The organism is Clostridium sp. NkU-1, from assembly GCA_001312405.1.
Genome location: BBDR01000007.1, coordinates 15,788 through 33,275 on the forward strand (window position 1 = coordinate 15,788; position 17,488 = coordinate 33,275).

25 protein-coding genes, 1 tRNA gene and 1 pseudogene are annotated in these 17,488 nt (G+C 41.4%); 19 read left to right on the forward strand and 8 right to left on the reverse strand.

Annotated elements, in window-relative coordinates:
- Positions 1 to 200 precede the first annotated feature (200 nt).
- Both JCM10519_RS29400 and JCM10519_RS29405 read right to left on the reverse strand, forming a co-directional pair.
- Positions 201 to 485 carry a VTT domain-containing protein gene (locus tag JCM10519_RS29400; protein ID WP_347844127.1) on the reverse strand — a complete coding sequence of 95 codons (285 nt, stop codon included), beginning with the start codon at positions 483 to 485 and terminating at the stop codon, positions 201 to 203.
- Positions 403 to 696, reverse strand: a complete 294-nt coding sequence (locus tag JCM10519_RS29405) for a hypothetical protein (RefSeq protein WP_347844018.1) — start codon at positions 694 to 696, stop codon at positions 403 to 405. The genes JCM10519_RS29400 and JCM10519_RS29405 overlap by 83 nt, the downstream gene beginning before the upstream one ends.
- 695 nt (positions 697 to 1,391) lie before the next feature.
- On the opposite strand from JCM10519_RS29405, the gene JCM10519_RS12270 reads away from it, so the two are divergent.
- From JCM10519_RS12270 to JCM10519_RS12280, 3 genes are all read left to right on the forward strand, one after another.
- Positions 1,392 to 1,805 carry a MarR family transcriptional regulator gene (locus tag JCM10519_RS12270; protein ID WP_347844019.1) on the forward strand — a complete coding sequence of 138 codons (414 nt, stop codon included), beginning with the start codon at positions 1,392 to 1,394 and terminating at the stop codon, positions 1,803 to 1,805.
- Positions 1,806 to 1,876: 71 nt separating this feature from the next.
- The gene (locus JCM10519_RS12275; RefSeq protein ID WP_347844020.1) at positions 1,877 to 2,896 is read left to right on the forward strand and encodes a cation diffusion facilitator family transporter; all 1,020 of its coding nucleotides are present in this window, start codon (positions 1,877 to 1,879) and stop codon (positions 2,894 to 2,896) included.
- Complete coding sequence (locus tag JCM10519_RS12280) at positions 2,835 to 3,227, forward strand: iron dependent repressor, metal binding and dimerization domain protein (protein WP_054739497.1); 393 nt, start codon at positions 2,835 to 2,837, stop codon at positions 3,225 to 3,227. Before JCM10519_RS12275 ends, JCM10519_RS12280 begins: the two co-directional genes overlap by 62 nt.
- Before the next feature lie 461 nt (positions 3,228 to 3,688).
- Here JCM10519_RS12280 and JCM10519_RS12285 read toward each other — a convergent pair whose 3' ends face one another.
- Positions 3,689 to 4,435, reverse strand: a complete 747-nt coding sequence (locus JCM10519_RS12285; RefSeq protein ID WP_054739499.1) for an SIS domain-containing protein — start codon at positions 4,433 to 4,435, stop codon at positions 3,689 to 3,691.
- Positions 4,436 to 4,598: 163 nt separating this feature from the next.
- On the opposite strand from JCM10519_RS12285, the gene JCM10519_RS29410 reads away from it, so the two are divergent.
- The 5 genes from JCM10519_RS29410 (at position 4,599) to JCM10519_RS12295 (ending at position 6,765) form a co-directional block, all read left to right on the forward strand.
- Positions 4,599 to 4,841 carry a PTS sugar transporter subunit IIA gene (locus JCM10519_RS29410; RefSeq protein ID WP_347844021.1) on the forward strand — a complete coding sequence of 81 codons (243 nt, stop codon included), beginning with the start codon at positions 4,599 to 4,601 and terminating at the stop codon, positions 4,839 to 4,841.
- 73 nt (positions 4,842 to 4,914) lie between these two features.
- Positions 4,915 to 5,274 carry a PTS fructose transporter subunit IIB gene (locus tag JCM10519_RS29415; protein WP_347844022.1) on the forward strand — a complete coding sequence of 120 codons (360 nt, stop codon included), beginning with the start codon at positions 4,915 to 4,917 and terminating at the stop codon, positions 5,272 to 5,274.
- 83 nt (positions 5,275 to 5,357) lie between these two features.
- Complete coding sequence (locus JCM10519_RS29420) at positions 5,358 to 5,693, forward strand: hypothetical protein (protein WP_347844023.1); 336 nt, start codon at positions 5,358 to 5,360, stop codon at positions 5,691 to 5,693.
- The gene (locus JCM10519_RS29425) at positions 5,657 to 6,415 is read left to right on the forward strand and encodes a hypothetical protein (RefSeq protein ID WP_347844024.1); all 759 of its coding nucleotides are present in this window, start codon (positions 5,657 to 5,659) and stop codon (positions 6,413 to 6,415) included. The genes JCM10519_RS29420 and JCM10519_RS29425 overlap by 37 nt, the downstream gene beginning before the upstream one ends.
- Positions 6,412 to 6,765, forward strand: a complete 354-nt coding sequence (locus JCM10519_RS12295; RefSeq protein ID WP_054739501.1) for a hypothetical protein — start codon at positions 6,412 to 6,414, stop codon at positions 6,763 to 6,765. The genes JCM10519_RS29425 and JCM10519_RS12295 overlap by 4 nt, the downstream gene beginning before the upstream one ends.
- A gap of 123 nt (positions 6,766 to 6,888) precedes the next feature.
- On the opposite strand, the gene JCM10519_RS29430 is transcribed toward JCM10519_RS12295, so the two are convergent.
- Complete coding sequence (locus JCM10519_RS29430) at positions 6,889 to 7,053, reverse strand: hypothetical protein (protein WP_347844025.1); 165 nt, start codon at positions 7,051 to 7,053, stop codon at positions 6,889 to 6,891.
- Positions 7,054 to 7,083: 30 nt separating this feature from the next.
- Here JCM10519_RS29430 and JCM10519_RS12300 point away from each other — a divergent pair, with 30 nt between their 5' ends.
- From JCM10519_RS12300 to JCM10519_RS29445, 7 genes and pseudogenes are all read left to right on the forward strand, one after another.
- The gene (locus JCM10519_RS12300) at positions 7,084 to 8,325 is read left to right on the forward strand and encodes a hypothetical protein (protein ID WP_347844026.1); all 1,242 of its coding nucleotides are present in this window, start codon (positions 7,084 to 7,086) and stop codon (positions 8,323 to 8,325) included.
- On the forward strand, positions 8,273 to 9,016 hold the full coding sequence (locus JCM10519_RS12305; protein WP_054739506.1) for a glycoside hydrolase family 38 C-terminal domain-containing protein: 744 nt from the start codon (positions 8,273 to 8,275) through the stop codon (positions 9,014 to 9,016). The genes JCM10519_RS12300 and JCM10519_RS12305 overlap by 53 nt, the downstream gene beginning before the upstream one ends.
- 213 nt (positions 9,017 to 9,229) lie before the next feature.
- Positions 9,230 to 10,231: an alpha-amylase family glycosyl hydrolase gene (locus JCM10519_RS29435; RefSeq protein WP_347844027.1), complete on the forward strand. Its 1,002-nt coding sequence runs from the start codon at positions 9,230 to 9,232 to the stop codon at positions 10,229 to 10,231.
- On the forward strand, positions 10,165 to 10,773 hold the full coding sequence (locus JCM10519_RS29440; protein ID WP_347844028.1) for a hypothetical protein: 609 nt from the start codon (positions 10,165 to 10,167) through the stop codon (positions 10,771 to 10,773). Before JCM10519_RS29435 ends, JCM10519_RS29440 begins: the two co-directional genes overlap by 67 nt.
- A 655-nt stretch (positions 10,774 to 11,428) precedes the next feature.
- Positions 11,429 to 11,770 (forward strand): hypothetical protein, encoded by a 342-nt coding sequence (locus tag JCM10519_RS12315; protein ID WP_347844029.1) that lies wholly within the window; start codon positions 11,429 to 11,431, stop codon positions 11,768 to 11,770.
- Positions 11,745 to 12,197, forward strand: a complete 453-nt coding sequence (locus tag JCM10519_RS12320; protein ID WP_054739510.1) for a hypothetical protein — start codon at positions 11,745 to 11,747, stop codon at positions 12,195 to 12,197. The genes JCM10519_RS12315 and JCM10519_RS12320 overlap by 26 nt, the downstream gene beginning before the upstream one ends.
- 117 nt (positions 12,198 to 12,314) lie before the next feature.
- Positions 12,315 to 12,546 (forward strand): annotated as a pseudogene (locus JCM10519_RS29445) (site-specific integrase); the annotation flags it as partial.
- 99 nt (positions 12,547 to 12,645) lie between these two features.
- Here JCM10519_RS29445 and JCM10519_RS12325 read toward each other — a convergent pair.
- Positions 12,646 to 12,734, reverse strand: a tRNA-Ser gene (locus JCM10519_RS12325).
- Positions 12,735 to 13,224: 490 nt separating this feature from the next.
- On the opposite strand from JCM10519_RS12325, the gene JCM10519_RS12330 reads away from it, so the two are divergent.
- From JCM10519_RS12330 to JCM10519_RS12340, 4 genes are all read left to right on the forward strand, one after another.
- Complete coding sequence (locus JCM10519_RS12330) at positions 13,225 to 13,437, forward strand: HPr family phosphocarrier protein (RefSeq protein WP_347844128.1); 213 nt, start codon at positions 13,225 to 13,227, stop codon at positions 13,435 to 13,437.
- A gap of 240 nt (positions 13,438 to 13,677) precedes the next feature.
- Entirely contained in the window at positions 13,678 to 13,968 is a 291-nt protein-coding gene (locus JCM10519_RS29450; RefSeq protein WP_347844030.1) for a hypothetical protein, read from the forward strand.
- On the forward strand, positions 13,929 to 15,239 hold the full coding sequence (locus JCM10519_RS12335) for a ClC family H(+)/Cl(-) exchange transporter (RefSeq protein ID WP_347844031.1): 1,311 nt from the start codon (positions 13,929 to 13,931) through the stop codon (positions 15,237 to 15,239). The genes JCM10519_RS29450 and JCM10519_RS12335 overlap by 40 nt, the downstream gene beginning before the upstream one ends.
- A 270-nt stretch (positions 15,240 to 15,509) precedes the next feature.
- Entirely contained in the window at positions 15,510 to 16,085 is a 576-nt protein-coding gene (locus JCM10519_RS12340) for a peptidoglycan recognition family protein (protein ID WP_347844032.1), read from the forward strand.
- A 56-nt stretch (positions 16,086 to 16,141) separates the two neighbouring features.
- Here the strand turns inward: JCM10519_RS12340 and JCM10519_RS29455 are convergent, their stop codons facing one another.
- The 3 genes from JCM10519_RS29455 to JCM10519_RS12350 are packed head-to-tail and all read right to left on the reverse strand — an operon-like array spanning position 16,142 to position 17,170.
- Positions 16,142 to 16,255, reverse strand: coding sequence for a hypothetical protein (locus JCM10519_RS29455; protein ID WP_347844033.1), 114 nt, complete (start codon positions 16,253 to 16,255; stop codon positions 16,142 to 16,144).
- A 16-nt stretch (positions 16,256 to 16,271) separates the two neighbouring features.
- Positions 16,272 to 16,568: a C-GCAxxG-C-C family protein gene (locus JCM10519_RS12345; protein WP_347844034.1), complete on the reverse strand. Its 297-nt coding sequence runs from the start codon at positions 16,566 to 16,568 to the stop codon at positions 16,272 to 16,274.
- Between the two features lie 44 nt (positions 16,569 to 16,612).
- Complete coding sequence (locus JCM10519_RS12350; RefSeq protein WP_347844035.1) at positions 16,613 to 17,170, reverse strand: hypothetical protein; 558 nt, start codon at positions 17,168 to 17,170, stop codon at positions 16,613 to 16,615.
- Positions 17,171 to 17,488: the final 318 nt, after the last annotated feature.

Below are 17,488 nucleotides of genomic sequence, written 5' to 3' on the forward strand. Positions count from 1 at the left end.
TTGCATTGGAAAAATGCAGCGGCCTGATTTTATCCGGACCTTACACACGAACATTAACCTTGGCTCTCCCCGCGATCCTCCTTGAAATTTCTAAACAGTTCAGCAGAATTCTTAGCTTTTTTTCTCCTCATACTATATAAACTTCATACGGCAGATCGTTGTTAGCTGGCTTCTGCGATTGCAGGCCGGCTGATCTTGGGTTAGAGGTTGGTTTGACGTGAGTTTTTGTACAGCAGCCAGATAATAATACCCACAGCTGCAAATGCCAGCAGGATAAAAACAACATAGGAATACGTGTTGATGTAATCAGCAATTATACTCCATTTTTCTCCGGCAAAAGCCCCCAGATTAATAAGAACAACGTTCCAGATTGCCGTACCCGAAACAGTAAACAATAAAAATTTACTTATTTTCATTTCTGCCATTCCGGCCGGGATAGAGATGAGACTTCTGACAATAGGGATGAAGCGGCAGAAAAAAAACAGTAAGGCTTCCGTGCCGGTTGAACCAGTTTTCCGCTTTTATTATATCTTGTGTCTTTAATTTGAGAAGAAAACCCCATCTGTCGATGAACCACCCTAAGCGTTCCGGCGTTACCAGACGTCCGATGTAATATAAAACCATAGCTCCGGCAGTTGAACCTGTGGTGGCGGAAAGAAGTACCAGCCCAATATTCAGATTACTTTTTGTTGTCATAAATCCGCCAAAAGTGAGAATAACTTCCGATGGAATAGGAGGAAATATATTTTCGATTGCTATTAATAGGGCAATACCGGCATATCCAAATTGATTCATCGTGTTTATGATCCATTCTTGCATGTAAATTACCGTAATCCTTCCTTTTTGCTGATTGTGAGTAAAATTTATTTCTTATCATAGAATAAACAAGGATGGGGAATATTACAATGTTTTTTTTAATAAATGAACAGGAAATTAACACCGGAACCCAAATGGCTCAAAGGTGAGAAAAATAAGCACACCATTTTTGGGAGTGAAGTTAATCAATTACTTTATACCATGCATCAGCCTGTATTCTTTTGGTGATACCCCATATAGCTTCTTAAACAGGCCGGAAAAATGCCCTGCGTTAGAATCCCACTGCCGTTTAGTCACCTAAACTCCCTCTTAATGCCTCCCGGAATTTCATTGAGGTGCGCTGCGTCTGTGTTCTTCGTGACTGAAAAACACAGACGCTTTTTTGACAGAGAAAAACCACACACTGTTAGGTACCTAAAAATATATTGACATTTCTTTTCTGTTATGCTATCTTGATTGTAAGGTACCTAATATTAAAACTTAAAGGAGAATATCATGAATAACAAAAATTTTGAAAATGAGCAAATTGTTGAAAAAAATATTGTATCTGAAAAGCTTTATTCTTTATTCTTGCGTTGCTCCCACGCTTTAAGCAGGGACATCATCAGGAAAACGGAATACATCCGGGCCAGTGGCGTATTCTTTCAATACTTTCGCAAACAGGTGAAATGGCGCAGCGGGATTTGCTTGAAGTATTACAGATACGGGCTGCTTCACTAAGTGAGCTTTTAAGCAAACTCGAATCAAGAGGGCTTATTACCCGTGAAAAAGAAGCAGGAAATAAGCGTAATGTTAATGTTGGACTTACAGAACTTGGGAAGATGGTCATTGATGAAAATGCGAATGCACAATATGAAACAGCTCAAGAGTTATTTTCTATGCTGTCACTTGAAGAACAAAAGCATTTAATTGAGGTCTTAGAAAAATTAATTAACTCCTGGCATGAACAGCATCATGGCAGTGCTGCAAAAAAATCAGCACGGGCATGAACATCATGAAGGCAATCATAACGATCATACTGGACATGATGATATGCACCACGGTGGAAGTCACAGCCCTTATGGCCAGCATGGACACCACAGTCATCATTATAGAAAGGATTTTTAGTGTGTTTCCAAACAATAAATATAGCTCTCGGCAGCAAATTGGACAGCGTGCAGGATATATTGGAATTGCAGCAAATATTGTCCTTTTTTCTGCAAAATGTACAATAGGTCTTATTGGAAATAGCGTTTCAATTCTTGCAGATGCTTTCAACAATCTCACTGATTGTGCCGCTTCGGTTGTTGCCATTATTGGCTTTAAGTTATGCGGCAAAGAAGCGGATGATAAATACCCTAATGGTTATGGACGAATGGAGTATATCAGTGGATTCATTGTATCTTTTTTAATAATGGCAGCTTCCTTGTCTTTTGGCAAGCACTCTATTGCAAGAATATTAACACCGCAAATCACAATAATGCCATCTTGGTTTCTTTGGATACCAGCAGCTTCCATTATAATAAAGCTGGCATTAGGGCTGTATACATATATGGCAAATCGGGTAATCCAATCAGCAACGCTTCGTACAATGTTTAAAGACAATATTTCAGATGCTATATTAACAGCGATGACTCTTATATCTTTACTCTTAGCACCATTTACCGCATTACCTTTAGATGGCGTGGCTGGATTACTCATTGCAGCGGTAATTATGTGGTCTGGAATTACATCTTTTCAAGAGCACCTTTCCTTGCTTCTTGGAAAAGGTACAGATAAAGAGCTGATTGAACAAATAGCGGAGCTTGTGTTAAAACAAGACAATGTTTTTAGCGGAGTGGAATCAATAGCCACATACGATTTTGGCCCTGAAAAGCGGCTTGCTTTCATACAAGTATGTTTGAAAGCAAGCCCTCATTTAGAAAATGTGCAGATAGCTATACAAAAGTTGACTGGCGATCTAAAACAAACACTTAATCTAGAAGCAACTATTTATTGGAATGCCGGCCACCATGAAAAGCAGAAAGGAAGTGACCTTGATGCCAGCGGAGAAGCTCAGCATTTCAAAGGAGAATTATCTAAAAACAATATTAAGCATTGAAGAAGAACAAGGATACGTGCGTGCCATAGATATCGCTAAGAAAATGGAGTTAAGCCGTCCCAGCGTATCGCACGCCATACAACTATTAAAGCAAGAAAAATATATTTATGTGGATGATACGCACAATATTTCTTTTACTCCACAAGGATTTAAGCTTGCCTGTGCTATTAAGGAGCGCTATGTTCTATTTTACAATTTGCTTTTATCACTGGGTGTACCAGCAGCAACAGCCTCATGTGACGCATGTAGAATGGAGCATGCCATTAGCAATGAAACTTTATTACAGTTAAAAAAAAGTATTAATATAAATAAATCGACAGGAGAATTATAGAAGGCATTTTGATAAGACATTTTGATAAGACTGAGGAGAACCACCATGACAAACCGGGAATGGGGACAGATAGGAAACAACTACTTAAAAGCCGTCGAATATGATTACATACCTCATAGACATGATAAAAATAAGTCATAATAATTATTTATGCTGTTTTTCAGCCTCATGACAAAAAGCTGCTTCTTCTGTGTGAGCTCCTGAAACATATCAAAAGAAGGATAGCCCCCGGAGAATGTTGATGGGCAAGCGGAACCTATATCGAGGTGGAGAGCCCGGTAACACGTCAGATTATCGCACGGATTCCAGATGGGAACCAAACGGATATCGAACGTGCGGTGGAAGTGGCGGGTTTACTTGTGTTGAAAATGGTGTGAGTAAAATAGTTTATAAACAAAGAAAATCGGTGCGGGGACTATCGTCCTGGCATCGATTTGTCTGCTGACGTATCTCTTAGCGGGCTATACAACGGTTCTTAAATACAATTCTATCAGCAAATCTGCCTGAATCATAAGAAATGTCCGGGAAGTAATATCATAATTTTTATACATATTAACGGGAACACCGCTGCACAAGCTTCGATGCATTTTCTTTACCAGGCTGCTGTTCCCATTATTTGTTATCGCCAAAAGGGCAGCTCCCGTATATTTTAATTTGCCTGCTGCTGAAACAAGGGTTTTGGTTTCGCCGCTCATGGAAAGAAAAAGAACCGTATCCTTTGATGTGATAAGGTTGGGGAGTAAGTCAATCATATGGGATTCATAAATGTATATAACCGATTTATTCAGCTGCATCAGACGCTTTGCCGTATACTCGGCAATGGGTTTGGTTAAACCGACTCCGATGATATAAAGAATATTGGAATGATTGATCCTGTCCGCCATAAATTCCAGGTCTGAAATATCGATCATATTTACCAGGTTTTGGAAGAAGAGATTGTATTGGTTCAAAAGATTTTTTTCCTGGATCACATGAGTCTGTTTCAACAATCCCTCTAATAGAAATTTAAATTCCGCGAAGCCGGACAGGCCCAGCCGCTTTGTCATCCTGATGATAGTGGTATTGGAGGTATTTAATATTTGCGCCAGTTCTGTCAAGGTATTGCTGGCTATTAATTCCGGATGGTCATCCAAATAATAGAATACATGTTTTTCTGAATGAGATAAGCTTTCGATCATGGAGGTAAAATGTGTCTGCAAGATTCCCATAAAATCTCTCCTTTATCAATTTGTACAATTATACAGTTTTTGAATCAAAAAGTATAGTATAAAGTGTTATAATTTATCCATCGATAACAATTACTGATCAGTATGTTAACAATTTTAAATTTCATAAGATTCAAAACAATACACCGAGTGTGGAGGAGGATATATGAATCTGCAATGTATGACGCAGCCAGAATTAATTTTTACTGGACTGCATTTCACAAATAAAACGGATATTTTAAATCATTTGGCTGAGGCCTTATGGGGGCAGGGATACCTGAATGACAAACAATTATATTTAGACAGTGTTTTACAAAGAGAGGAGCATTCCGCTACTGGAATAGAGCGGGGGCTTGCAATACCTCATGGGAAAAGTGAAGCCGTTAAAAAAAAGCAGGTTTTGCGGTAATGACATTGGATACCCCTTTGTCCGGGGACCGCTGGGCATCTTTAAGTCCTGATAATCAGATGCAAAGACTTTTGTGTTAGCCATAACTTCATGCGCCACTGGAATCGCCCACACCTATATGGCAGCTGAAGCGTTAAATAAAGCAGCCGGGGAAATGGGAATCGGAATCCATGTTGAAAAGCAGGGGGCAAACGGCATAGAAGACAGAATAACGCCTGAAATGATCAAAAAGGCAGATGGAATATTATTCGCAGTTGATACAAAAGTAAAGGAAAAAGAAAGGTTTGCCGGAAAGCCTTATGTGGAGGTCAAAGTTGCGGAGCCTCTTAAAAACAGCAAGCAGTTGATTCAGACGCTTCTTGACCGGCCCCAGGGAATTGTTGAAGGAGGGAATACGTCAGACGATTTTGCAAAAAAATTCCGGAGCCGGTAAGCGTAAGACGGTAAAAGAAGAGCTGACCACTGCTGTTATGACAGGTATTTCCTATATGATCTATGCTGGTTGCGGGAGGATTGATGCTGGGAATTGCAAAGCTTGTCTGGGTTTATGCCCTGGGCATGGATCCTGGACAGATCGGTGATGAACTATATAAAACATCAGGCGGAATTACGCAATTCATTCATTACCTGGACGGTTTTGGCAGTCTGCTGTTTAAATTTGTTTATCCTGTATTTGCAATGTTTGCCGCGTACTCCATATCCGACCGGTTAGGATTGGTGTCAGGATTTGCAGGAGGTCTGTTTTCAGCCGGACTGCATTATACCTTCTGGGGGATCAATGGAGGAATTCCAAGCGGTTTTCTGGGAGCCTGGTTTTGGGTATTGCCGCCGGTTATATCTCCCGTTTCTTAAATGAGAAAATCAAGCTTCCTAAAAACTTTGCAGCTATGAAACCCATGTTTTTGGTGCCCGGTATCAGTGTTTTTGCTATTTTCCTGTTAAATATGTATTTGATTGACCCTGTATTTGGACAATTAAATCTGATGATGGCAAATGGAATTAAAAGCATGAGCGGCACTGGGCAGCTTACGCTGTCGGCAGTCATTGCAGCGGCAACCGCTTTTGATTTAGGAGGTCCTGTCAACAAGGCTGCCGGAGCTATTGCCATTGGTCTGGCTTCCGACCAGGTCTTTCCGCTGACTCCCCGGGTACTGGCAATCGTGATCCCTCCCATTGGTCTTGGACTTGCCACCATGCTTGACCGGTTTGTTGTAAAGAGGAGAGTTTTCCCTGCTGATTTAAGAGTGGTGGGAGGTACATCCTTTTTTGCTGGGATTTCTGGCAATTTCAGAAGGAGCCCTTCCCTTCATGCTCAGGAATCCGCTGATCACGATTCCCATCAACATGATCGGGGCTATCGCAGGTTCCTGTATTGCAGTTGCTTTAGGAGCTGTGCAGTGGCTTCCCCTCCCCGCGATCTGGGGCTGGCCGCTGGTGGAAAATTTTGCAGCTTATTTTATCGGACTTGCAGTGGGTGCTTTATTTATTGCCTTAGCAAATATATTTATCCGGTACTGGCTTATCAGAAAAGAAGAGAAAAAAACAAGGTTTATAAAAAGAGGATTATAAATTGAAAAAAACAGTTCATGTGGTAACACATACACACTGGGATCGTGAGTGGTATTTTTCTATCGAGGACTCCAATATGATGCTGGTGGAGGATATGAATCGTTTGATTGATGTCTTGGAAAATAACGGTGCATATAAATCATTTACCTTTGATGCACAATATTCTGTTATCGAAGAGTATTTAAGGTTGTGCCCCGAAAAAGAAAATCAGATTTGCAGACTGATCCAATCCGGAAAGCTGTTTATTGGTCCCTGGTACACTCAGACTGATTCGTTGCTTGTAACAACAGAGTCCATCATACGCAACTTATTGGCCGGAATTAACGGTGCCAGTAAAAAAGGGGGTTTTTTTTAAACAACGGTTACCTTCCTGATATATTTGGGCAGAATTCCTATTTGCCCAGCATTTTTAAAAAAATTTCATATAGAGACCAGTATTGTCCAAAGAGGACTTTATAACGATCAGTTACAAAATGGCTTAAACTTCATCTGGAAATCCCCCAATGGAGATTCCGTAAGGGCAAACAATATCTATTTTGGCTATGGAGCCGGAAAATTTTTGTCCTCTGATCCGGAATATGTAAAACAAACATTGCTTCCCATCCTGGATTCTCTGGCATCGTTTCAGCCGTCTGGGAATCATATTCTCCTCCCAAGCGGAGGAGATCAGGTTTTGGTAAATGATAACATCCCGGATATCATTGATGAACTGAATCAAATGGATCTGCCTTACCAGTTTAAAATGTCAAATTATGAGGCGTTCTTTGCTGAGGGCTGGCAAGGTCCTATGGAGGAGATATCCGGGGAGCTGTTAGCTTGTGAGAATTCGAGAATACACAATACGATCCGTTCCCATCGGGTTGACATAAAGCTTTTAAATACTCAGGTAGAAGAAAAAATCTACAGGCAGCTGGAACCGCTTTCCGTATTGTCAAAGGAACTGGGAGGCAGTTATCCTCAGCAATGGATTGAAAAATGCCTGAAGCTGCTATTTGATGTACAAGCCCATGATTCCATTTGCGGCTGCAATTCAGACGAGACCAACCGGGTGATCCTGTCCAGACTGGAACGGATCGAACGGATTGTGGACGGTCAAATTAATATTTTAGAGAAGCAAATAACAAGGGGGATCAGACGGCAGGAGCATTCCATTGCAGCCGCATTCTGCCTGATCCCTAAAAAATGCACGCGGGAGCTTAAATTCACCTTATTTACAAAGGAGCCTGATATCGGCTTGGAAGAGAGCAGCGGGAAGATGCCGGAACAGACGATTCTGAATCAGCAGTATATATCAGGAGGAAAGCAAGTACGGGTTACGGCTGATGGAGAACAAGAAATTGAGGTTCCCGGCTATTACAGAACAGAAATCCTGGCGTTTGTAAGCTTTGAGGGACTTGGGTATAGAACGTTTAAATGCGTCAGTGATTCTGGGATTTCCCGGATAGAACAAAAACAGGGCCAACAGATATCCAATGAATTTTACCGTATTTATTTGGATAATGGTGCATTGTCTGTGGAAAGAAAAGATAAACAGAAGAAAAGAAATCTTTTCTATTTTGAAAATACTGCGGATGCAGGCGATTCTTACGATTACTCTCCTCTTAATGAGGACCGGTTTTTCTCCAAAGAATGCGAAATGCTTGAAAATTACCAGTCTGATCTCATATCATGGATGAAAGTTCGGCATAGCCTGGAATCCTATCCGGATCTTTTAAAAGCCAGTTCCCGCGGCAATACCGAAACCATCTTTATTGATACAAGATTAACGATCATAAAGAATAGTAAAAAGATTAAAATAGAGCATTTTCTCGTTAATACCGTTAAGGATCACCGCATAAGAGTTCATTTTGCTTCTAAGAGCAATGAAAAAAATTCATTATGGGGATCAGGGATACAGCGTACTGAAAAGAAGTAATACGAACCCTTATCTGAAAAACTGGAAAGAGTCAAATTTTGCAGAGTGCCCCCAGCCTGTTTACCCAATAGAAAATTTTGTATATATTAATGAAGAAAATGGATGCTTTGGACTTTATACCAAAGGCTTGAAAGAATATGAAGTGACAAAAGATTCCCTTGCTCTGACCTTGTTCCGCTCGGTCGGATACCTGGGAAAGGACGACCTGGCATGGAGGCCGGGCAGGGCTTCCGGCATTAACAATAAGGTGGTGGAAACACCGGATGCTCAAATGCAGGGAAGCTTAAGCTTTGAATATTTTATAACATGGCCGGATCATGAATTTCATATCACAGAAGCCTATGATTTGCTGGAGGAGATACAGGCTTCCCATCTGACCTACCATTTACAGGCCTTAAATACCTTTGAACAGAGGCTGGAACGATTTGATCTTCCCCAGCCATCGGCCCTAAAGGAACTTGCAGAAGAGTATTGCATGTTGGAGATAGGAGATAGCAGACTGAGGGTATCCGCTTTAAAAAAGGCGGAAGAAGGTGATCAGACAGTGATCCGTATTTTCAATCCGGAAGAGGAGGCCCTGCCCCTTCCCCAGCCGTTTCCGCAATATCAGACTGTTTTATTAGATGAAACCCAACAAACTATGAAAAGCCCGGTGATCGGCGGCAAGGATTTTCAAACGTTTATCTTTTGAAACGAAAGATTACAACTTGATGCCGGTCCCCGATGAACAGCGCAGAAATGAGGAGCATATGTTGTTGACTGAAAAAAATATATTGCCATCTGGAAAAAAATATATTCAGGAGAAAAACTGGAGCAGGCAGTAAAAGGCTTTAAAGATTTACTGAAAGGTTATCAAAATCAGACGTTTAAAAAGCGTGAGCCGTTTTCCGAAAAAACCGTATATTTGATCACCTATGGAGATGGTTTTCTGGAAAATGGAAAATCGCCTTTGCAGACCTTAAAAGAGGTGGCAGATAATACTTTGAAGGAAAGTTTTACGGACATACATTTACTGCCAATGTTTCCTTATACCTCTGATGACGGTTTTTCTGTCACGGATTATCTGTCGGTCAATCCCGATCTGGGCAATTGGGAAGATATAAACAGCCTTGCCCAGGGATACCGCCTTATGTTTGACTTTGTGGCGAATCATATGTCTAAGGAGAGTATTTGGTTTAATAAATTTTTGAATGAAGAAGAGGGCTATCAGGAGGCTTTTATCAGGCAATCCCCGGACTTTGACAGCAAAAATGTAATCAGGCCGCGGGTTTCTCCTTTATTCCATGAATTTAATAATAAGGCTGGAGAATCCTTTATGGTTTGGACCACATTCAGTGAAGATCAGGTAGATACGAACCTTAAGGACCCGGAGATGCTCTTGCGCCTGACTGATGTGTTGCTGCAATACGCGTTAAAGGGCGCATCCTCCATTCGCTTGGATGCAATCGGCTTTATGTGGAAGGAAAGCGGTACGGGCTGTATGCATTTGCCGCAGGTCCACGAGATCATAAAGCTGTGGCACACCCTCCTTGAGGAACTGGCGCCTGGCACCCGGCTGATTACAGAAACCAATGTTCCTCACAAGGATAATATCAGCTATTTTGGAAATGGCTCTGATGAAGCCCATATGGTCTATCAGTTTCCCCTTCCCCCGTTGGTCCTTCATGCGTTTAGTAAGCAGAACGGAAGGTTTTTGACAAAATGGGCTTCCGGTATTACTCCTGTCTCCAAGGATGCCACCTATTTTAATTTTCTGGCGTCTCATGACGGAATCGGCATGCGTCCGGTTGAAGGGATCCTGGCGGCAGAAGATATGGAATATCTGGCGAAAAAAAAGTATTGGATAATGGGGGAAGAATTTCATTTAAGGAAAATCCGGATGGCAGCCGGTCCGTTTATGAATTAAATATCAACTACAGTGATGCGTTGAGAAATGATGAAGAAAGTGATGAAACCGCCATAAAAAAGATGATTGCCGCTCATCATATCCTGCTCTCTTTCATCGGAGTACCGGCCATTTATTACCACTCGGTTTTTGGCTCCCGGAATGACTTAAAAGGTTACATGGATTCCGGCATCAACCGACGGATCAATAGAGAAAAGTTAGAGAAAGAGAAATTGTTTAAGGAACTTAAAGAAGACGATTACAGGAGAAAAATTTATTCGGGAATTACCGGGCTGATTAAAATCCGCCGGCAGCATTTAGCATTTCACCCTGCTGCAGCTCAGACGGTTCTAACGATATCCGATCAGATTTTTGCATTAAAACGGGTTTCCTGTGATAAAAAAGAAGAAATCATTTCTTTCACTAATTTATCTGGGGAAGTTCAGATCGTTGAAGATATTAAGGGATTTGATCTGATCAGTGGACAGAACGTAGATGGCAGGCTTACACTTATGCCTTATGGGGTTGTGTGGATTGATGTGAATGAGAGGATAGGAAGATAAGAAGGTGTAATTAACTTTGGGTCTGAGTCATAGATGATTTTAAATAGGGCAGCCAGTATCACAAGGCGCTACCTGGCATATATACTGCTTTAGTGAAGGACCCAGATTTTCGAGATGAGAAGCAAGAAATGCTTCTTCTTATGAACAGCTGCCTAAGACTTGTGACAGAACAATACAAAAAAACGGACCAATAATCTATGAATGTGAGCTAATTGACCATGTGAAATTGTACCTTAAATAAGATAATAACATAATAAGAGGCTATATTTTTTGATACAAACTTGTTATAATATATTAAGTTAGACATTTATATCAAATAAATTCAAATATGGGGCGGGTTGATGTTGGAAGGAATATCTAAGAGACGAATGGATATGGAAAGGTCTTTATCTGTAATTATCGATAAAAAGTTTATAAATAATTTACCAGAGGATTTAAGGGAAAAATTTTTAGATCATTATTATCTTGTATATATTAATATTTCTAAGTCGAAGAAAAAAAATACTAAGAAGCGATTTTCTTGAAAATATATATAAAATAAATATGTATTATGTATATACATATTGCCCTTATTGTAAAAAATCATCTCTGAAGTTAAAAATACCATTTCTTTCAAGCAAAGAGCGATATCATTACGGAATACATTGTGGTTTTTGTGGAGAAGTTAATTTTTTTTGAAAAAGGATACTCGGCACTTGATAAAGCTCATAGTTTGCTGAAGTTAAAAAACTTGAGTGAAAATATGAATAACATACATAGGGTATTATTAGAACAATGTGTTGTGATACTTGCTAGTAGTTTGGAAGTATTTCTTAAGGATGCGTATTCAGTAGGGATGAATTTATTTATGGTCAAGCCAACAATAAATAAAATAGAAGATTTTAGAAAGTCGACGCAGAATGATTTTATAAACATCGGCAAAATTATTGAAAATTTCAAACAATTAAATATTAATATTAAAGAACTAATTGATGAAGAGTCTAGAAAAAAATGTTAATATAATGTTCAAGAAAAGGCATGTTATTGTTCATAATAATTCCATTGCAGATACGTCTTATATTTCTCAAACCAATGATCCTGTGGAGATAGGTAAGGCATTAAGCATTAGTGATGAAGAAGTTGAACGATATTTTAATTATGTCGAACAATTCTTTGATATTATTGGAAATAAGGTTATGGAAGTATATGTAGAAGAAATGAAAACGGAATTTATAAGGGTGATTTGGAATATAGCCCCATTTACTATGATTGAACGAGTTATTCAATACAGGCCAACAAGCTCTCTTTTACATTCACCTAATTTTATTACTTATCCGGATATAACAAAAGTATTTCCACGGCCTATTGCTCCATCAAAAAAAGACTTAGATGAATACAGAAGGAATAAGAGAGAAATACAACCACAACGTACCGATCAGAAATAGAATCTGATTGGGAAAAGTAGATTAAGTGATAAATAATAGTGTGATCATCAACGGAAACTTTTTAATTTAAGAAAATAGCTATTTTATTTAAAGGAGGTAGTTATATAAATGATGGCACTGTTTGATGCGATATCAGATGATCCTTTGGAGATTTGTGTAAAGCTGGCAGCTTACTATGGATTACACCGAAGTGAAGTCCTGGGATTAAAGTGGGATGCGCCCTAATTATGTAACGAATCACTTTAGCTTGGTACTTGAAAAAGCCGACCTCAAAAAAATCAGATTTCACGATTTAAGACATTCGTGCGCCAGCTTACTGCTTGCAAATGGGATATCAATGAAGCAAATCCATTTTCTACAAAAGAAGAAAAAAACGCCCTCAAAAGAGAGAGTAGAAATCCGAAAAAAAGTAAGAGCCTGCTGCGGACATTGACCGCAAACAGGCTCATGGCGGAGACGGTGAGATTCGAACTCACGTGCCCTTGCGGACAACCTGATTTCGAGTCAGGCTCGTTATGACCACTTCGATACGTCTCCATATTTTATTTTAACACACAAAGCCTTTCGCAGAAGTCAAGGCAAAGTGTAGAAAAACCGTAGAAATCGGTAAAAAGCTAATTTTTCAAAAATTCCGCAAACCCGCATGAATTCAAGGGGTTCCGGCATTATCAAGGCAACTGACCCAGTGGATTTCGAGTCAGGCTCGTTACAACCATTTCGATACCGCTCCATATTTTATTTTTATACACCAAGCCTTCATAAAAAAACTCATGTTTTAACCCTGCCTTCTACTACAGTCCGCCTTAAACAAAAAACGAACGATTCAATTATACACGATAAATAAGATTTTGGGTAGTACTTTCAGTAAAATTTTTACTTTTCCCCGTATAAGCTTCTATACTATGGAAATAATAGGAATGTATATAAAAAAAGTACACATTTTTTCCTGTAATATCCTTCTTATTTTGTTTAAAAAAAAGAGATAAATGATTGAAATCAAGGCAAAGGAGGGCTTAATGTGAGACATATGAAGCATACATTTTCCACAGTAGAAGAGCTGGTTGCATTTGTAGTAAGAGCAGAAAAGTGTAACTGTGATGTTAAAGTTGTTTATAACCAATTGGTTATTGACGGAAAATCACTGATGGGAATTCTGATCATAGGCATTGGAAAACAGGTAGAAATCATTTGCTATAATGCGGCAGTGTCCCCTGAGGAATTGGTAGGTCATGCTGCTTGATTATCAGTCATAAATACATGAAATAAACCGGTCCCAGCTTTTTATAACAGGAAGCGAGGACCGGTTTATTTTGCAAAAATACGGCTTTTCCTTGCAAACGGTATTTATAAGCGATATAATTTTTTTATTGTTTGCAGGAGAGTACCTGCTGATGAATAAAATACAGGCCAGAAGCTATAAGCCATGTAATCTTGTATTGCGCTGATAAAATGGGGCTTGTCTAAAAAAGGAGGAACTATTATGCGGACTGAAGGTAATACGGTAAAGAAAACCATAGACCGTTACCGCAGTTTTCGTTATGCATTAATACTGGAAGGCATTGCCGTAGGAGCTATATCAGGAGCCGTAGTTGTGCTTTTCCGGTATCTGTTAAGCTATGCAGATGGACTGCTGCGGTCGGTTTTGGATTACGGAAGGGATCATAGCTGGTTTGTGCCGGTATGGTTTATTATTTTGGCAGCCGCGGCATTTGTTGTGGCTCTTTTGCTTAAATGGGAGTCATTTATATCAGGAAGCGGGATCCTCAGGTAGAGGGAGAGATGATCGGAGAACTGGATCCCTGCTGGTGGAAGGTTCTTGCTGCCAAGCTGGGCGGAGGACTGTTGTCACTGGGCTGCGGCCTGTCTCTTGGAAGGGAAGGTCCCAGCATTCAGCTTGGCTCCATGACTGCCAAGGGGTTATCCCGTCTGACAGGAAGGGCTAAAACAGAGGAAAAGCTGCTTATCACCTGCGGGGCCAGTGCAGGCCTTTCAGCTGCCTTTAACGCTCCCATAGCAGGTGTTCTGTTTTCCCTGGAAGAGATTCATAAACATTTCTCACCGGAGGTGCTGCTCTCTACCATGGCCGCCTCCATCACAGCGGATTTTGTATCCAAAAATGTCTTTGGGCTGCAGCCTGTTTTTAACTTTCAGATCACCCAGATGATCCCTTTGAATGCCTATGGACATGTCATAGTTTTGGGAGTGATCATGGGAGCGCTGGGTGTGGTTTATAACACCTGTCTTTCAAGGACGCAGGATTTGTACCAGAAACTGCCTTGTCAGGCAGCAAGGCTTATGCTCCCGTTTTTATTGGCCGGAGTGTTTGGCTTTACCTATCCCTATGTATTGGGCGGCGGTCATTCCCTTGTGGAGATCCTGACTTCAGGAGAGATGATGCTTGGATCCTTGTGCCTGCTCCTGGTTTTGAAATTCTGTTTTTCCATGATAAGCTTTGGTTCCGGGGCACCCGGAGGAATCTTTCTTCCCCTTTTGGTTCTGGGAGCTGTGATTGGGAACATTTATTTCTCTGCGGTGGGAATGGTATCTGATTCCCTTAACGGGCTTCTTGGAAATTTCATCATACTGGGGATGGCAGGTTATTTTTCTGCCATAGTCCGGGCGCCTATTACGGGCATTATTCTGATCAGTGAGATGACAGGCTCCTATTCCCATTTGCTGACCTTATCCATGGTGTCCCTGGCGGCATATGTGGTGCCGGATCTGGTCCATTGCGCGCCGGTATACGACCAGCTTCTTCACCGCCTTCTTTCAAGGCTGAACCCGGATAAAATGTCATCACTCACAGGGGAAAAGGTTCTGGTAGAAGGCATGGTTTTCCATGGAAGCGAAGCTGAGGGCCGGAAGGTTTCTGAGATCCAGTGGCCAAGAACCTGTCTTTTAGTATCCTTAATGAGAGGGGAGGCTGAGTTTGTCCCCGGAGGGAGACAAAGTTTGCAGCAGGAGATAAGATCCTGGTCCTGTGTGATGAAACCGTACAGGGAGAGCTTCACCGGGTACTGCAGGCGGTGTGTGAGACTGTGAAAATGGGCCGAAAAGTTTAAATGTACAGGAAGAATGCCATGTTTTAGGTTGACTTTTCCATTAGAAAAGACGTAAACTTAAGGAAATGGAAATTCAGGAGTCAAAACATGAGAGATCAGGCAGAGGAAAGCCGCGATGAACTGGAACGACGCCGCCGTGCCAGGGACCGCAACAGGAAACGAAAGAAAAAAACAGAAAAGAAAGCGGTTGCTTTACATAGGGGCTGAAATTCTTGTCCTGGCTGTTGTTTTAGCAGGAATCTTATGGATCATGGGCCAGATATTTTTTAGAAATTACGTGGATTTAAAGGGGATTTCCATGCCGGAATGGGTTTTACAGGATCTCCTTGAGCCCAATCCGTATTCAAGACCGGGAACGGAAATGAAGCGGGTGGATGAAATCGTCATTCATTATGTGGCGAATCCAGGGACAACAGCCAGCCAGAATATGAATTATTTCAACAGTCTGAAGGATCAGACCGGGATTAAGAAAATTTCTGCCAGCAGTCATTTTATCATAGGGCTGGAGGGAGAGGTCCTTCAGGGAATTCCCATCTATGAGATGGCCTATTCCACATCAAAGGAAAAGAATGTGAACACGGTCTCCATTGAATGCTGCCATCCCGATGAGACAGGAAAGTTCAATGAGGCAACCTATGATTCCCTGGTAAAGCTGACAGCCTGGCTTTGTAAAAACCTGGGACTTACGGAAAAGGATGTCATAAGGCATTATGATGCCACAGGAAAGGACTGCCCAAGGTATTTTGTAGCCCATGAGGATGAGTGGAAGAAGTTCCTTTCGGATGTGAAGAGGGCCAGAAAGCAGCCGGATGAAGGGGAAAGATAAAAAAGGAGGGGCTGAGCACTAAGTAATTCGTGCTCAGCCCTTTCCCCATCCGCACTTTATTCCCCACCAAACAATTCATGGTCTATGATCCTTACTGCATCTGCGATGCAGTCATTACAGGAACGAAGGACATTTCCGGTTTCCACGCCCTTTAAATCTTTGCAGATCACGCTTTTGTTCTGTTCTTTAAAGTCTGACAAGCACTTTTTTTGACGATTGGTGGGAGGCCCGCTTGGAATCCGGCCGGTCCAGATGGCCGGAACTATTCTTTAATCCGGAGAGTATGGCAGCAGCCCCGATGGCTCCGCAGGTACCCTCCATGCTTCCCATACCAAGGCCCATGCCTTCCGTAAAGCGGAACATGGTTTCTTCGTCAATGCCCGTTTTATCACAGAAAGCACAGGAAACGGACTGTGCGCAATTGTACCCCTTTGCATGCTTGTTTAGAGCGTCCTCCACTCTTTTTGATGTTGTGTCTGACATGTTATGATTCCTCCTGAAGTAGTGATATCGATCGCATTGCCCGGTCAGTCTTCGGTCCGGGCGGAAAGCAAACGGAATTTACAAAATATTATGTGAAACAGAAAGCCTCCCAGACAGGTGGCAGACAGATAGACAGCATTTCCTATGGATATGCCGTATTTTAACGCAATTTCATGAAAAACCACCTGGGCCGACGGGTAATAGGGGGAAATGTAGAACATATCCGCCTGACCCAAAGGCTTTGCCGTCCGATTGATAATGGAAGCAATGATACAGCAGATAAAAAACAGGGGAAGGGTCCCCACGAATCCGGGTAGCGAGGTATCGGAAAGACGGGAAAATGCGATGACCAGCCCTATAAAAATCAAAAGCAGGTGCCAGACCAGGCCGTGAAGGGTTAAAAACCAGTAAGGATGAAAAAGCCCGGAGGGTTCTGCCAGTGCCATGATGCCGCCTAAAAGGTTAAAATCCTGCATAAAGGTGCATAGTACCCTTTGACTGTCCTTAGAAGGGACAAAGGGCAGGATCAGGCAGAAATACATGGGAAGGCTGCAAAGCTGAAATGGAAAATACCACCAGTTGTAGGTCTGTTCATTTACCACATAATATAAAAAAAGCTGTTTCCAGCATTCGGTGGCTGCCAGAAGTATGCCGCAGAAAAAAAAGCAGCAGGGGTAGCCTTGAACTTTTCATTTTTCTGGTGGTGTAATAAGCCAGAAAAACCACAGAGGCAAGCCCTATGCCGATAAATACGATGTGGAACAGGGAATAAGGGGCCGGTGGATTCATGGGCCACGCTGTTTTTTCAAGGAAATCCTTCATGAACGGTTTCAGACCTTTCTTGCTTTCGATAATCGGATTGTTTTAAACCATATTATATAGGATTGCCTGAAATCATGCAAGATAAATGAAAATACCGC

What these genes read in the sequence shown, in the direction of transcription:
- JCM10519_RS12330 (WP_347844128.1), top strand. Translation starts at nt 13,225, where the DNA reads ATGAAGCATACATTTTCCACAGTAGAAGAGCTGGTTGCATTTGTAGTA.
- JCM10519_RS12280 (WP_054739497.1), top strand. Translation starts at nt 2,835, where the DNA reads ATGCCAGCGGAGAAGCTCAGCATTTCAAAGGAGAATTATCTAAAAACA.
- JCM10519_RS12305 (WP_054739506.1), top strand. Translation starts at nt 8,273, where the DNA reads ATGAAAAAAATTCATTATGGGGATCAGGGATACAGCGTACTGAAAAGA.
- JCM10519_RS12275 (WP_347844020.1), top strand. Translation starts at nt 1,877, where the DNA reads ATGGCCAGCATGGACACCACAGTCATCATTATAGAAAGGATTTTTAGT.
- JCM10519_RS12320 (WP_054739510.1), top strand. Translation starts at nt 11,745, where the DNA reads ATGAAGAGTCTAGAAAAAAATGTTAATATAATGTTCAAGAAAAGGCAT.
- JCM10519_RS12345 (WP_347844034.1), bottom strand. Translation starts at nt 16,568, where the DNA reads ATGTCAGACACAACATCAAAAAGAGTGGAGGACGCTCTAAACAAGCAT.
- JCM10519_RS29410 (WP_347844021.1), top strand. Translation starts at nt 4,599, where the DNA reads ATGAATCTGCAATGTATGACGCAGCCAGAATTAATTTTTACTGGACTG.
- JCM10519_RS12340 (WP_347844032.1), top strand. Translation starts at nt 15,510, where the DNA reads ATGGGCCAGATATTTTTTAGAAATTACGTGGATTTAAAGGGGATTTCC.
- JCM10519_RS12335 (WP_347844031.1), top strand. Translation starts at nt 13,929, where the DNA reads ATGGGAGTCATTTATATCAGGAAGCGGGATCCTCAGGTAGAGGGAGAG.
- JCM10519_RS12285 (WP_054739499.1), bottom strand. Translation starts at nt 4,435, where the DNA reads ATGGGAATCTTGCAGACACATTTTACCTCCATGATCGAAAGCTTATCT.
- JCM10519_RS29420 (WP_347844023.1), top strand. Translation starts at nt 5,358, where the DNA reads ATGCTGGGAATTGCAAAGCTTGTCTGGGTTTATGCCCTGGGCATGGAT.
- JCM10519_RS29405 (WP_347844018.1), bottom strand. Translation starts at nt 696, where the DNA reads ATGACAACAAAAAGTAATCTGAATATTGGGCTGGTACTTCTTTCCGCC.
- JCM10519_RS29450 (WP_347844030.1), top strand. Translation starts at nt 13,678, where the DNA reads ATGCGGACTGAAGGTAATACGGTAAAGAAAACCATAGACCGTTACCGC.
- JCM10519_RS29430 (WP_347844025.1), bottom strand. Translation starts at nt 7,053, where the DNA reads ATGATTCCCAGACGGCTGAAACGATGCCAGAGAATCCAGGATGGGAAG.